Genomic DNA, 13943 nt, shown 5'->3' with positions numbered 1-13943 from the left:
TTTCCCGTCAACCCACGGGGGTGCAGACACATAGCTCGGAAGGAGGCAGAGCATAACGCTCCGCTTTACCGAAGGGCTTCGGTTGTCGATTAACTGATTGATTTGGATGGCTCCTCCGGGAGGCGGTCATCGGCGCGGATACGCCATACGCTCGGCCGGAAGGGAGGGGATGGACATGCCTTCCTGCCCGTACTGTGGGGCCTATAATCCTGAGGGGGCGTCATTTTGCTCGCTCTGCCTGGCGAGGCTGCTGACGGATGGTATCCCGCCCGTTGGACAGCCTGGGGTACCTCCGGCTCACGGAACCTTGTCGGGAGCCCAAGACGCTCCGACGAGGCCCCTGCCTGGAGCCCACGATGCCCGCACCGTTTACGTGCCATCCGGCGATTTCAGGCCTGTTGGTGAGAATGCGCCGGCTCCGCCGGCAGAGAGGACCCCTGGCGCCGGGAGGTTCGGGGGGGCTACGAAGAGGAGCGCCGGGCAGGTCGTCACCCTGGTGTTGAAGCACTCTCTGGTCGTCTTCGTGGTCCTGGTGATTTGCGGTTTTATCCTCGGCTTCTTCCTCGCCGGAGCACTCTTTTCCGGTGGAAGGTCCGGATTTTACTTCACCCTTGGTTTGGTCTACGCAGTGGAGGCCCTGTTGCTCATCTGGGGAGGATACCGTATCTCCGCAGAGGCCTTGGAGAGGGAAAGGGGCTGGCTCTACGGGACGGTCTGCGTGGCGGCGGTGATCTTCTTCTGGCAGCCTCTCATTTCCTTCCTCATCGGCCTGCTGGTCACGGAAAGGGTGGTTGTTCCCCAGACCTTCAGCCCGCTGGGGATACTGGTGGCCCTTTTCCTGTTCCTCCCCCTCGGAGCCCTTGGGGGTTGGCTGGCGGAGAAAAGGTATATGGGTTGAACCGTCGAAGCATAATCTTGGAGAAAGTTTGATTCGGGAGGCAGGTCGGACATGATCTGTCCCAACTGCGGCGCCGAGAACGCGGACAACGCGGAGTTCTGCACCCTGTGCCTGCAACGCCTGAGGCCTGCGGCGGGAGAGGGCATGCGTCCGGCTGGCGGTGGCTACGCCGCTCCGGGGGAGTGGAGACCGGATGTGGTCTCCACCGGAGAACGGATGCGTCCCGCGGCCAGGGAGAGGATGAGGCATTTCAGGCTACGGATGGCCATATACATCGCCGTTGCCGCTGCCCTGGTGGCCTGGTTCACCCTCAGCCTCACCGTGTGGGGTAATCCCCAGCCCGGCAAGAGGGCTTCTCAGGTCATCGAGGCTCTCAACGCCCGCGACGAAGCACGTTTCGTCTCCCTCTTTCATCCCTCCAGTGCCACGGGAGCGGAGAGGCTGTTCAAGGAGGTCACCGATTACCTTGGGGGAGGAGGTTCGTTTCTGGACCTCGAGCTACGCGTGGAAGCGGAAGACCCCTATACGGCCAGAGTGTTACTGGAAAGGGGGAGCATTCGCTTCGCCGGGGGCGAGGTGCTGGCCATCGAACCCTCAGATGGGCTGGTTATCCGGATGGAGAACCGGGAGGGCAGGTGGTTGGCGGTGGCGGCGGGCACCGACCTCCTTCCGTGATTTCCCCTCCGCCTGCCGGCAGGGTAGACATCGATGCCGCATCTCTCTCCTGGCGCTTTTGGGATTGGAAAAGGCCGAAGGCCACCTTATCATACTGGCGAAGCAAGCAAGTTCAAAAGGGTAGAAAGTGGCGGCCACTCCTGCTGAACTTCGGCGTGGATGAGGATACGGAGGGGTGATAAAATCATTCTGGACAAGGTCTTGGAGCCGAAGTGGCGGAATGGGTAGACGCGCTGGTCTCAAAAACCAGTGGGGTTTCCCCGTGCCGGTTCGAGTCCGGCCTTCGGCACCAGGAGAAAGCCCCTTATGGGGTTTTTCTTTTCCCGCAACGTCGTTGGGGGCGCCCTGTTCGAGGCGGTATGGGTTGTTCATGGGCTTCTTGTCCCCGCGTTACCTGCCCGGAACCTTCGGGAAAGCGGGCGGAGGGAGAACGTGAGCGTGTGGATTTACCGGGGGAAGTCGTTTCCCGGGTCCCGAAGGGCGGTTTGTCACCCCCTCGCCTTATCCTTAAAACTGCGTTCTCCTTGGATGCGGGGACGGGGCTCCAGCCCCGTCCCCGAACCTCGCCCTTTTGATGCCGATGAGGAAGGATGACGGACGTGAGCGAACGGCATGACGAGAGGTACGTGCTGGTGGACGGGCACAGCCTCGCCTACCGGGCCTATTATGCGCTTCCTGCCGATCTTTCCACCTCCTCCGGGCAGACCACAAACGCGGTGTACGGTTTCGTATCCATGCTCATAAAGATCCTGGAGGAGTTGCGCCCCGATGCCCTGGTGGTGGCCTTCGACCGGGGGAGGCCGGAATTCAGGCTGGAGCGATTCGAGGAATACAAGGCCCACCGCAAACCCATGCCGGACGATCTCAGGGAACAGATGGACATTATACGTGCCCTCCTGGAGGCCATGGGGATTCCTTTCTTGGAGGTAGAGGGCTACGAGGCGGACGACGTCCTGGCCACCCTCAAGGAGAGGCTGCCGCCACAGGCCGAGATTTACGTGGTCACCGGGGACCGCGATGCCCTCCAGTTGGTGGATGAGCGGGTGCGGGTGGTGGCAAACCGCAAGGGGATCACGGACATCGTGATCTTCGACCGGGAAAAGGTGGAGGAGAAATACGGCGTGACCCCGGAACAGATCGTGGACTACCTGGCGCTCAAGGGGGACACTTCGGACAACATACCGGGAATACCGGGAGTGGGGGAGAAGACCGCCGCCGCCCTCATTCGGGAGTTCGGAGGCCTGGACGAGATCTACCGTTCCCTGGAAAGGGTTTCCAACCCACGCTGGCGCCGCCTTCTGGAGGAGTACCGCGAGAGCGCCTACCTGAGCCGCGAGCTGGCGCGCCTGCGCCGCGACGTTCCCATTGACCTTCCCGGCCCGGAAGCCATAAAGCTCCGACCATGGGAAGAGGGGGAGGTAAGCCGGCTTTTCGAATCCCTCGAGTTCCGCAAGCCGGCGGAGAGGCTGGCGGCGCTGCGTCGGGAGCTCTTTCCTTCCATAGAAGGCCATTCATCCCCGCCGCAGGGTGCGACAGGCACTCCGGGCCGGACGGAAGCGGAGGAGGCCGATGTCTCCGCCCTCTTGGAGGCCGCTTTACGCCATGGCGAGATATACCTCTACCCCTCTCTGGAGGGGGAGGGATTCACCCGGGGAGAACTGAAGGCGGTCACCGCGGCCGCGGGGGGTAAGTATGTGCGTCTGGTGATGGACGCGGACAGAGAAGGGCTCAAGGCCCTCCTCGACGGACTGCAGGGGATGGATGGGGTACGCGTGGTATGTTATCGGGGCAAGGAGTACATGGTGCAATGCGCCAAGCTCTGGGGAATGTTCCCGCGAGTGCACTTCGACGTGCAGGTGGCTTCCTACCTGGTGAACCCCTCGAGTGCCGGCCATGAACTGGGAGACCTGGCGCTGCGTTACCTCGGTGTCGCCCTCAGGGAGGAGAGGAGCGGCCAGCTCGGTCTTCTGGAGGAGGAGGAGGCCGCGGCGGACGTCCGGTATGTCCTGGTCTTGAGAAGGCTGGACGAGGCACTGCGGGCGGAGATGAGCATCCGTGGCCTGACCCCCCTCTTCGAGGACGTGGAGATGCCCCTCATGGAAGTGCTGGCGGAGATGGAGGCCTGCGGCGTGCGCCTGGACTCCGCTTTCCTCTCCTCCATGGAGGAGGAACTGCGACGGGAGATAGCGGAACTGGAGGCTGAGGCGGAGAGGCTTGCAGGATGCTCCTTCAACCTCAATTCCCCCCAGCAGCTGGCCCACGTGCTCTTCGAGGTCCTTGGCCTGCCTCCGGTAAAGAGGACCAAGACGGGATACGCCACAGACGTGGGGGTGCTGAACGCGCTCCGCGGCAAGCATCCCTTGGTGGAGGTAATCCTCCGGCATCGGGAGCTCTCCAAGTTGCTTGGGACCTACGTCTCCGCCCTTCCCAGGCTGATCGACCCTCACACGGGCCGATTGCATGCCTCCTTCAACCAGACGGTGACCGCCACCGGGCGCCTTTCCTCCAGCAACCCCAACCTCCAGAACATACCCATCCGAACCCCGATGGGGAGGAGCATCCGTCGGGCTTTCATACCTACCTCCGAAGACGGGTGCATCCTCACCGCCGATTATTCCCAGATCGAACTGCGCCTCCTGGCCCACCTTTCCGGCGACCCCGGGCTGCGGCGGGCCTTCGAGATGGACTTGGACATACATGCCGCCACCGCCTCGGAGGTCTTCGGCGTACCCCTCGAAGAGGTGGACGAGGAGATGAGGCGCCGCGCCAAGACCATCAACTTCGGGGTCATCTACGGGATGAGCCCCTACGGTCTCGCCGAGCAACTCGGGATAGACAACGAGGAGGCGGAGAGGTACATCCAAGCATATTTCGGGAAGTACCCGCAGGTGAGGGCCTACCTGGACCGGGTGGTGGAGGAGGCCACCCGCACGGGCTACGTGACCACAATCCTGGGCCGCATAAGGGAGATTCCGGAGCTGCTGGAGGGCAACCATCGCCTGCGCCGCCTGGGGGAGAGATTGGCCTTCAACACTCCCATCCAGGGAAGCGCTGCGGACATCATCAAGGTGGCCATGGTCCGTGTGCACCGGCGCATCAAGGAGGAAGGCCTGTCCTCACGCATGATCCTCCAGGTACACGATGAACTGGTCTTCGATGTGCATGGAGGCGAGGAAGGCGTGTTGGAGGAATTGGTGAGGGAGGAGATGGAGAACGCCTACCCACTGGACGTCCCCCTCCGCGTGGAAGTGGGGAAGGGGCCTTCCTGGTACGAGGCCAAATGAGGCCTCTACGGCCCCCGAAAGAAGGCCCCGGCTCCGGAAACGACCCTACCGCAACAAGGAGGGCTCCGGGTTTCATGCGCGGGGCCCAATCGCCTTTTTATGGATGCCTTCGGCTGCTTGTCGTGACGGGAAGCCCTGGAGCTCCTCTCATGGCCGCGTGCATGCCGAGGCCGCACGCACCGCCGGCGATCCGAGGGAGGGTGAGGAGCAGGAGGGCTCCCGGACACGGAACGGCCGGAAACGGGTCCCGGGTTTGCCCTCTTAAAGAAGGTGCAAATCCGGAAAATTGATGTTAAAATAAGTTGTCCGTGCGCCGACGACGCGAAGGAGTGAGGCCATGGATAAATCTTACAATTGGAGGAAAGGATTAAATGCTGGATCAGTACGAAAAGGAACAGGAGCAGGAAACCCGCGTTAAGAACCCCGGTCTGACCACCCCCCTGACCAACTTCGATTACTCCGACAGCGAGGTCCCCGACTACGACCGTACCATTAAGGTCTTCTCCGAGGGTGACATCGTCGCGGGAACGGTGGTCAAGGTGGACAAGGACGAGGTCCTCCTGGACATCGGCTACAAGTCGGAAGGGGTGATACCCGCTAGGGAGCTCTCCATCCGTTACGGTGTCAAGGCGGAGGAAGTGGTCAAGGTAGGGGACCAGATCGACGCTCTTGTCCTCCAGAAGGAGGACAAGGAAGGCCGCCTCATACTCTCCAAGAAGCGGGCGCAGTACGAGCGCTCCTGGGGAGTCCTGGAGAAGTGCATGTTGGAGAACCAGCCCGTGGAGGGAGAGGTCATAGAGGTGGTCAAGGGAGGGCTGATACTGGACATCGGGCTGCGGGGATTCCTGCCTGCCTCCCTCATCGACGTCCACCGGGTAAAGGACCTGCATTCCTACCTGGGCACCAAGCTCACCTGCAAGATCATCGAGATGGACCGCAACCGCAACAACGTGGTCCTCTCCAGGCGCGCCTACCTCGAGGAGGCGGCAAGCGAGAGACGAAAGATCCTCCTGGAGAACCTGGAGAAAGGCATGCGGGTGAGCGGGAAGGTGTCCAGCCTGGTGTCCTTCGGGGCCTTCGTCAATCTCGGCGGCATCGACGGCCTCATCCACATCTCCGAGCTCTCCTGGTGCCACGTGGAGAAACCCAGTGAGGTGCTCTCCGTGGGGGACGAGGTGGAGGTGGAGATCCTGGACGTGGACAAGGAGAGGGAGCGCATCTCCCTGAGCCTGAAGGCCTGCCAGGAGGACCCCTGGGAAAAACTGTCCCGCGAGGTGCGCATAGGCGAGACCGTGCGAGGCCGGGTCACCAAACTGGTGCCCTTCGGCGCCTTCGTCGAGCTGCGGCCGGGAATAGAGGGCCTCATACACATCTCCGAGCTCTCCAACCGTCACGTCGAGCAGCCGGACGAGGTGCTGGAGGTGAACCAGGAGATCGAGGTGAAGATAATCGACATAGACATTGACCGCCGGCGCATAAGCCTCAGCCTCCGCCAGGCGGGGGGTGAAGCCCGCAGGGGAGCGGCGGTGGAGGAATCGGAGGCGGCGGAAGAGGGCATGCCGGCCGAGGAAGCTTTGGAAAGCGCCGTTCGAGAGTCCGCGTCCGAGCCGGAGGCGCAGGCGGCGGCCGAGGAGTCCGAGTCGCCCAAGGAGGAGGCTCCGGTAGTGCACGGCGAGCCCGAGGCTGTCGTTGAAGCGGGGGTGGAGGCCGAGACGTCGGAGGAGACGGAGACGGTCTCCGAGCCGGAATCCGGGGTTGCGGAGGAGGAAACGGCTTCTTCGGCTCGCGAGGTGCCCTCCGCCGCCGAAGGTGAAGCACTGGAGGAAGGCGAAGCGGAAGAGGCTAAGGAATACACGGAGGGAACCCTGGAGTCCATAATCGAGGACATGAAGAGAGGAAACCGTTAGGATACGCGAACCCGCGGAGAGGCAAAGGAGGGACGCCGAGGCGCCCCTTCTTTGATTATAGGAATTATGGCCGCCCGTGAGGATGTCCGTCGGGAGCAGAAATCCCGGCGGAAGAGGCAAAGCGGAAAGGCAAGGGCGCCCACGACAACCTTGGGGAATCCGGTTACCCAGAGGGCTACGGGTTACGGCAGAGAGGCCGCCTGTTGGGATAATATGGTAAATAGGTGGTTCGGGGATAGAGTGGTTGGACAGGGCCGGTTTCGCTTTCCGGTTTGCGAGGTCCCAGGGGAAGAAAGGGGGCGGGAGTCGTCTTGTTCTACGTAGCCCTGACCGGGGGGATCGCCAGCGGCAAGAGCACCGTATGCCGCCTCCTGGAGGAGAGGGGAGCCCATGTCATCGACAGCGACGTCCTGGCGCGGGAGGTGGTGCGCAAGGGCGCTCCGGCATGGGCGGAAGTGGTAGAGCACTTCGGCCCGGAGATATTGACTCCTGAAGGCGAGATAGACCGCGGGAAACTGGGAGAGATAGTCTTTTCCGACCCCGGGGAAAGGGAATTCCTGAACCGGGTGACCCATCCCCGTATCTTTCAGCTGATGGGGGAGAGGATGCGGGAGTTGGAGAGGCGTTGCGGCGGCGAAGGAGTGGTGGTCCTGGACATCCCCCTCCTCGTGGAGGCGGGAGCCGGAGGCCTCTTCCACCTCAACCTGGTGGTGGATGCCCCGGAGGAAGAACAGGTCCGGAGGTTGGTGGAGGATCGCGGGTTCTCGCCGGAGGCCGCATGGGCACGTGTCCGTTCTCAGGCCTCACGTGAGGAGAGGCTGGCCTGCGCGGACCTGGTTATTGCCAACGATGGGAGCCTGGAGAAACTGCGCAGCGAGGTGGACCGCGCCTGGGAGGAGATCTTGGCCAGGATGGAGGCCCGAAAAAAGTGCGGGGGCTGACCCCTCACCGGCGCCCCAGAGCCCTTTCCCGCAGTGCCTCCTCGATCTCCCGGCTGTAGCGTTCGTAGACCGGGCACCCATACTGGAGGCAAAGCCGGAGCTCAAGCGTGCAGCGGGGCTGTTCGACCTGCCAGCATTCCAGCCCCCTGAGGTAGGCATCGCAGGAAAGATACTGGCTGGCCGGGCATCCCCGCAACCGACTGCACTCGTTCATGTCCTCACCTCATCCTCTTGAGGTATACTAATGACAACGGGCTCAGGTGAGCCCTTTCTTACCTTAATACATGATAGGACCCGTGGAGGAGGGAATACAACCGGCGAAAATAGCGCGGTCGCCCGTGGGCTACGAGATGTTCGTGGCAGATGGTCCCGAAATAGGACTTTCGGGGTTCGTCCTGAGGAGGGCCATGGAAGAGGTCGCGGAGGGCCTCAAGTACGCCGGCGGCCCCGGTTTGAAATGCCCCTGGAGGAGGAATACATCCCGTTGAGCGGCAAAGGAGTACATGCGGTCTTCTTCGATGCCGGGGAGACCCTGGTGCATCCCGTCCCCTCTTTCCCCGAGCTCTTCAGGGAGGTGTGCCTCGCGCACGGCCTGGAGGTGGACATGTTGCAGGTCTCCAGGGTCACCCGCGGGCTCATGGCCGAGGTGGAGGAGAGGCAGAGGGAGGGTTTCACCTTCAGCGACGACCCGGAGAAGTCGCGCCGTTTCTGGCTCCGGTTCTACGCCAGGCTGGTCGGGGAGTTGGGATACCGTGGCGACGACGGCCTGGCACAGGACCTCTACCGCATATTCTCCGACCCGGAGAGGTACGACGCCTACCCGGATGCACGGGAGGCGGTGGCCTCGCTCCGGGACAGGGGATACCGGCTGGGGCTGATCTCCAATTTCGAGCCCTGGCTGGAGGACCTCTTGGTGCGGCTGGGACTGGCGGACCTCTTCTCCGTCCTGGTCATATCCGGAAAGGAAGGCGTCGAGAAACCTCACCCCCGCCTCTTCGAGATAGCCCTGGAGCGAGTGGGGGCGCGTCCCGAGGAATGCCTGCACGTGGGCGACTCGCCCAACTCCGATTACCGGGGTGCCCGCGAGGTGGGGATGCGCGCCGTCCTCCTGGACCGGTGGGGGAGGCACCCTTCCTTCGCCGGTGAACGTATCTCCGACCTGCGTGAGCTCCTCACCCTTCTGGACTGAGGTGCGAGATGGGGGGCTTCAAGCTGGAGACGGACCTCAAGCCGCGGGGCGACCAGCCCAAGGCCATCGCCCAACTCACGGAGGGCGTCCTGCGCGGGGACCGTTACCAGACCCTGCTGGGGGTGACGGGTTCGGGGAAGACCTTCACCATGGCTCACGTAATCAACAACGTGCAGAAACCCACCCTGGTGATCGCCCCCAACAAGACGCTGGCCGCCCAGCTGTGCAACGAGTTCCGTGAGTTCTTCCCGGACAACGCCGTGGAATATTTCGTCAGTTATTACGATTATTACCAGCCGGAGGCCTATGTCCCCCGCACCGACACCTACATAGAGAAGGACACCTCCATAAACGACGACATCGACCGGCTGCGACACCGGGCCACCTCAGCCCTCCTCTCCAGGCGGGACGTGATCATCGTGGCCTCCGTATCCTGCATCTACGGGTTGGGAAGCCCCCAGGAATACGAGAAGCGGGTGCTCATCCTCAAGCGCGGCGAGGACTACGACCTTAGAGAGATAGCGCGCAAGCTGGTGGACATGCATTACGAGCGCAGCGACCAGTTCCTGGAGAGGGGGCGTTTCAGGATCCGCGGTGATACTCTGGAAATATATCCCAGCTACGAGGAGAGGCTGTTGCGGGTGGAGTTCTTCGGAGACCAGTTGGACCGCATCACGGTGATCGACCCCCTCACCGGAGAGGTGGTCTCCCGCGAGGAGTCCGCGGCCGTATATCCGGCCACCCACTACCTCACCAGCGAGGAGAACCTGGAGAGGGCGGTGGCCTCCATACGCGCCGAGCTGGAGGAGAGGGTGGCCGAGCTGGAGTCCGCGGGAAAGCTCTTGGAAGCCCAGAGGCTGCTGCAGCGCACCACATACGACCTGGAGATGCTGCGGGAGACGGGGTACTGCCCGGGCATCGAGAACTACTCCCGGCATCTGGACGGCAGGAGGCCGGGCGAACCCCCCTATACCCTCCTGGACTTCTTCCCCGAGGACTTCCTGGTCTTAGTGGACGAGAGCCACATCACCGTGCCCCAGCTGCACGGTATGCACGAAGGGGACCGTTCGCGCAAGGAGACCCTTGTGGAGTACGGTTTCCGGCTCCCCAGCGCACTGGACAACCGTCCTCTACGTTTTGACGAGTTTTTGGAAAGGGTGCCCCAGCTCATCGCCGTCAGCGCCACCCCGGGGCCCTGGGAGCTGGAGGTTTCCACCCAGGTGGTGGAGCAGATCATCCGCCCCACCGGTCTGGTGGACCCGGAGCTTCTGGTGCGCCCGGCGGAGGGGCAGGTGGACGACCTCATCGGGGAGATACGCAAGCGGGTGGAAAGGGACGAGCGCGTCCTGGTCACCACCCTGACCAAGCGCATGGCCGAGAGCCTCACCGATTACCTCCTGGAGATGGGCCTCCGGGTCCGCTACCTCCATTCCGAGATCGATACCCTGGACCGGGTGGAGATAATCCGCGACCTGCGCCTGGGCGAATTCGACGTCCTGGTGGGCATCAACCTCCTCCGAGAGGGACTGGACCTGCCGGAGGTATCCCTGGTGGCCATCCTGGACGCCGACCGGGAGGGTTTCCTGCGCAACGAGCGTTCCCTCATCCAGACCATCGGAAGGGCCTCGCGCAACGTCAACGGCCAGGTGATCATGTACGCCGGCGAGGTCACCGAATCCATGCGGCGGGCGCTGGAGGAGACGGAGCGCCGGCGCAGGCTGCAGATGGAGTACAACCGGCGTCACGGCATCAACCCCCAGACGGTGCGCAAGAGGGTTAGCGACATCATGGACATGGTGCTCCTTCCCGACGAGAAGGTGCCCTACCGCGCGCGGCGCAGGGAGCGGGAGGAGATGCCCCCCGAGGAGATCGAGCAGCTCATCTTGGGCTTGGAGGATGAGATGCGCCTGGCCGCCGAGGACCTGCGCTTCGAGTACGCGGCCCGGCTGAGGGACGAGATCGCCGACCTCAGGAAGCGTCTGCGCCGCGCCACGGCGGGGGAGAAGAGGTGAGGCGCCCGTGGAATGGATAACGGTCAGCGGAGCGCGGGAGCACAACCTGAAGAACGTGAGCGTCAGGCTCCCCCGCAACCGGATGATCGTCATGACCGGGCTCTCGGGGAGCGGCAAGTCCTCCCTGGCCTTCGACACCATCTATGCCGAGGGGCAGAGGAGGTATGTGGAATCCCTTTCCGCCTACGCCCGCCAGTTCCTGGGGCAGATGGAGAAACCCGACGTGGACCACATCGAAGGCCTCTCCCCGGCCATCTCCATCGACCAGAAGAGCGCCAGCCGCAACCCGCGTTCCACGGTGGGGACCATAACCGAGATACACGACTACCTCCGTCTCCTTTTCGCCCGCGTGGGGAAGGCCCACTGCCCCTCCTGCGGCCGGCCCATCGAGAGGCAGACCGCGCAGCAGATCATCGAGAAGGTCTCCTCCCTGGAGCCCGGGACCAGGTTCTCCATCCTGGCCCCCGTGGTCCGGGGCCGCAAGGGAGAATATACCCGACTGCTCGCTGAGATCCGGTCCAGGGGCTTCTCCCGGGCGCGGGTGGACGGGGAACTCATGGACCTTGACGAGGAGATCCGCCTGGAGAGGTACAAGCGGCATGACATCGAGGTGGTTGTGGACCGCCTGGTGATGAAGGAGGGGGTGGAGAGGAGGCTCGCGGAATCCCTGGAGGCCGCGCTGGAGCTGGGGAAAGGGACGGTCATCGTCTCCCTGGAGGAAGGTGAGGACCGTTATTTCAGCGAGCACTTCACCTGCCCGGAATGCGAGGTTTCCCTCCCGGAGCTGGAACCCCGCATCTTCTCCTTCAACAGCCCCTACGGGGCCTGCCCGGAGTGCAGCGGGCTGGGCTTCCTGCAGGTCATCGACCCCGATCTGGTGGTCCCCGACCCCGACCTCAGCCTGGAGGAGGGGGCCATATCCCCCTGGCCGCGCACGGCCACCGTCTTCTACCGCAAGCTGGAGGCCCTGGCCCAGAAATACGAGTTCAGCCTGAAGACCCCCTTCCGGGAGCTGCCGGAGAGGGTGAAGGAGATAATCCTCTACGGGAGCGGGGAGGAGAAGATATACCTCCGCTACCGCAACCGGCGCGGTTTCCTCCGCTCCTATTTCACCCATTACGAAGGGGTGGTGAACTGGCTGGAAAGGCGTTACCAGGAGACGGATTCCGAATACGCGCGGGCGCGCATCTCCCAGTACATGAGCCTGCGCCCCTGCCCGGCCTGCGGCGGGGCGCGCCTCAAGCCCGCCAGCCTGGCGGTGACCGTCGGCGGGCTGAACATCCACCAGGTATCCCAGATGTCCGTGCGGGAATGCATGCGCTTCTTGCGGGAACTGGAGCTCACCCCCACGGAGAGGACCATCGCCGAGCGCGTGCTGCGCGAGCTGGAGGCGAGGCTGCGTTTCCTGGTCGACGTGGGCCTCGATTACCTCACCCTGGACCGCACCGCTTCCACCCTGGCCGGGGGTGAGGCTCAACGCATCAGGCTGGCCACTCAGATAGGCTCGGGACTGGTGGGTGTCCTCTACATACTGGATGAACCTTCCATCGGCCTGCACCAGCGGGACAACCACCGCCTCATCGCCACCCTGCACGGGCTGCGCGACCTGGGCAACACCCTCATCGTGGTGGAACACGACGAGGCCACCATCCGCTCCGCCGACTGGGTGGTGGACATCGGGCCCGGGGCGGGGGAACACGGAGGAGAGATAGTCTTCAGCGGCCCCCTGGAGGAACTTCTCAGGCATCCGGACTCCATCACCGCCCGCTACCTCCGGGGGGACATGAGCATACGCGTCCCGGAGAGGAGGAGGAAGCCCTCGGGGAAGAGCCTGGTGATAAGGGAGGCGCGCGAGCACAACCTCAAGGGCATCGACGTGGAGATCCCACTGGGCCTCCTGGTCTGCGTCACCGGGGTCTCCGGCTCGGGAAAGAGCACCCTGGTCCACGACGTCCTCTACCGCGGAGTGGCGAGGAGGCTCTACCATTCCCGGGTACCGCCGGGAAAGCACCGCGGCATCGAAGGTCTGGAGCACGTGGACAAGGTCATAAACATCGACCAGAGCCCCATCGGGCGCACGCCACGCTCCAACCCGGCCACCTACACCGGGGTCTTCGACCACATACGTGCCCTCTACGCCCAGACCAGGGAGGCCAAGGTGCGCGGGTACAGGCCGGGGCGCTTCAGCTTCAACGTCCGGGGCGGGAGGTGCGAGGCCTGCCGGGGGGAGGGGACCATAAAGATCGAGATGCATTTCCTACCCGACGTGTATATACCCTGCGAGGTGTGCAAGGGGAAGCGTTACAACCGCGACACCCTGGAGGTCACCTACCGGGGGAAGAACATCAGCGAGGTCCTGGACATGTCCGTGGAGGAGGCCCTGCATTTCTTCGAGGCCGTACCCGCCATCCACCGCCGCCTGCGCACCCTCTACGACGTTGGATTGGGTTATATAAAGCTGGGCCAGCCGGCACCTACCCTCTCCGGAGGTGAGGCGCAGCGGGTGAAGCTGGCGGCGGAGTTGAACAAACGTCCCACCGGAAAGACCCTCTACCTCCTGGACGAGCCCACCACCGGGTTGCATTTCGACGACATCAACAAGCTCCTGGCCATGCTCCAGGGGTTGGTGGATGCGGGGAACACGGTGCTGGTCATCGAGCACAACCTGGACGTCATCAAGTGCGCGGACTGGATAATCGACCTGGGTCCCGAGGGAGGCGAGGAAGGGGGGTGGGTAGTGGCCGAGGGGCCGCCGGAGGAGGTGGCCCGGATACCCCGTTCCTACACCGGTTACTACCTCCGGCCCCTCCTGGGCCTGGAAGAGGCCAGTGCTATGGGCGGTTAGACACGCCGGGTCGTCTTTATGGGAGTTCTAAGGGTTGAGAGAGATCGGGCCACTGAGGATCGGAAAGCACAATAATTCCGTTAATTGCCAATTATTGCTGGTGCCGACGCTGCGCAAGAGGTGACCGTCTATGGGTGTCGAGCCGCGACGGTGCGATGAGGGAATTGCAGGAGGACGCCGGAGGTCGGCGGT

Annotated in this window: 10 protein-coding genes and 1 tRNA gene; 10 read left to right on the top strand and 1 reads right to left on the bottom strand. The window is 63.4% G+C overall.

Features of this window, described 5'->3' with window-relative positions; all coding sequences use genetic code 11:
* Positions 1-496 precede the first annotated feature (496 nt).
* The 6 genes from H7007_RS02135 to coaE all read left to right on the top strand — a co-directional run bounded on the left by H7007_RS02135 (position 497) and on the right by coaE (position 7705).
* The gene (locus H7007_RS02135) at positions 497-898 is read left to right on the top strand and encodes a hypothetical protein (protein ID WP_287152842.1); all 402 of its coding nucleotides are present in this window, start codon (positions 497-499) and stop codon (positions 896-898) included.
* Between the two features lie 51 nt (positions 899-949).
* On the top strand, positions 950-1573 hold the full coding sequence (locus H7007_RS02130; protein WP_287152841.1) for a zinc ribbon domain-containing protein: 624 nt from the start codon (positions 950-952) through the stop codon (positions 1571-1573).
* 206 nt (positions 1574-1779) lie between these two features.
* Positions 1780-1865, top strand: a tRNA-Leu gene (locus H7007_RS02125).
* A 298-nt stretch (positions 1866-2163) separates the two neighbouring features.
* Positions 2164-4857: a DNA polymerase I gene (polA, locus tag H7007_RS02120; protein WP_287152840.1), complete on the top strand. Its 2694-nt coding sequence runs from the start codon at positions 2164-2166 to the stop codon at positions 4855-4857.
* 371 nt (positions 4858-5228) lie between these two features.
* Positions 5229-6764, top strand: a complete 1536-nt coding sequence (gene rpsA / locus H7007_RS02115) for a 30S ribosomal protein S1 (protein ID WP_287152839.1) — start codon at positions 5229-5231, stop codon at positions 6762-6764.
* Positions 6765-7075: 311 nt separating this feature from the next.
* Complete coding sequence (gene coaE, locus H7007_RS02110; RefSeq protein ID WP_287152838.1) at positions 7076-7705, top strand: dephospho-CoA kinase; 630 nt, start codon at positions 7076-7078, stop codon at positions 7703-7705.
* A 4-nt stretch (positions 7706-7709) separates the two neighbouring features.
* On the opposite strand, the gene H7007_RS02105 is transcribed toward coaE, so the two are convergent.
* Positions 7710-7919 (bottom strand): hypothetical protein, encoded by a 210-nt coding sequence (locus H7007_RS02105; RefSeq protein WP_287152837.1) that lies wholly within the window; start codon positions 7917-7919, stop codon positions 7710-7712.
* An 82-nt stretch (positions 7920-8001) separates the two neighbouring features.
* Here H7007_RS02105 and H7007_RS02100 point away from each other — a divergent pair, with 82 nt between their 5' ends.
* The 4 genes from H7007_RS02100 to uvrA are packed head-to-tail and all read left to right on the top strand — an operon-like array spanning position 8002 to position 13751.
* Complete coding sequence (locus tag H7007_RS02100; protein WP_287152836.1) at positions 8002-8193, top strand: hypothetical protein; 192 nt, start codon at positions 8002-8004, stop codon at positions 8191-8193.
* Positions 8190-8894: an HAD family hydrolase gene (locus H7007_RS02095; RefSeq protein ID WP_287152835.1), complete on the top strand. Its 705-nt coding sequence runs from the start codon at positions 8190-8192 to the stop codon at positions 8892-8894. Before H7007_RS02100 ends, H7007_RS02095 begins: the two co-directional genes overlap by 4 nt.
* Before the next feature lie 8 nt (positions 8895-8902).
* The gene (gene uvrB, locus H7007_RS02090; protein WP_287152834.1) at positions 8903-10906 is read left to right on the top strand and encodes an excinuclease ABC subunit UvrB; all 2004 of its coding nucleotides are present in this window, start codon (positions 8903-8905) and stop codon (positions 10904-10906) included.
* A gap of 7 nt (positions 10907-10913) precedes the next feature.
* The gene (uvrA, locus tag H7007_RS02085; RefSeq protein ID WP_287152833.1) at positions 10914-13751 is read left to right on the top strand and encodes an excinuclease ABC subunit UvrA; all 2838 of its coding nucleotides are present in this window, start codon (positions 10914-10916) and stop codon (positions 13749-13751) included.
* Positions 13752-13943 lie beyond the last annotated feature (192 nt).

The organism is Candidatus Solincola tengchongensis (assembly GCF_015711935.1).
GTDB classification, from domain to species: domain Bacteria; phylum Actinomycetota; class Geothermincolia; order Geothermincolales; family RBG-13-55-18; genus Solincola_A; species Solincola_A tengchongensis.
The sequence above is the reverse complement of the archived record's forward strand: the minus strand, read 5'-3'. Positions and strand labels throughout refer to the sequence as shown.

Coding starts and splice junctions, on each gene's coding strand:
- polA (WP_287152840.1), top strand. CDS start 2,164: ATGACGGACGTGAGCGAACGGCATGACGAGAGGTACGTGCTGGTGGAC.
- uvrB (WP_287152834.1), top strand. CDS start 8,903: ATGGGGGGCTTCAAGCTGGAGACGGACCTCAAGCCGCGGGGCGACCAG.
- H7007_RS02105 (WP_287152837.1), bottom strand. CDS start 7,919: ATGAACGAGTGCAGTCGGTTGCGGGGATGCCCGGCCAGCCAGTATCTT.
- rpsA (WP_287152839.1), top strand. CDS start 5,229: ATGCTGGATCAGTACGAAAAGGAACAGGAGCAGGAAACCCGCGTTAAG.
- H7007_RS02130 (WP_287152841.1), top strand. CDS start 950: ATGATCTGTCCCAACTGCGGCGCCGAGAACGCGGACAACGCGGAGTTC.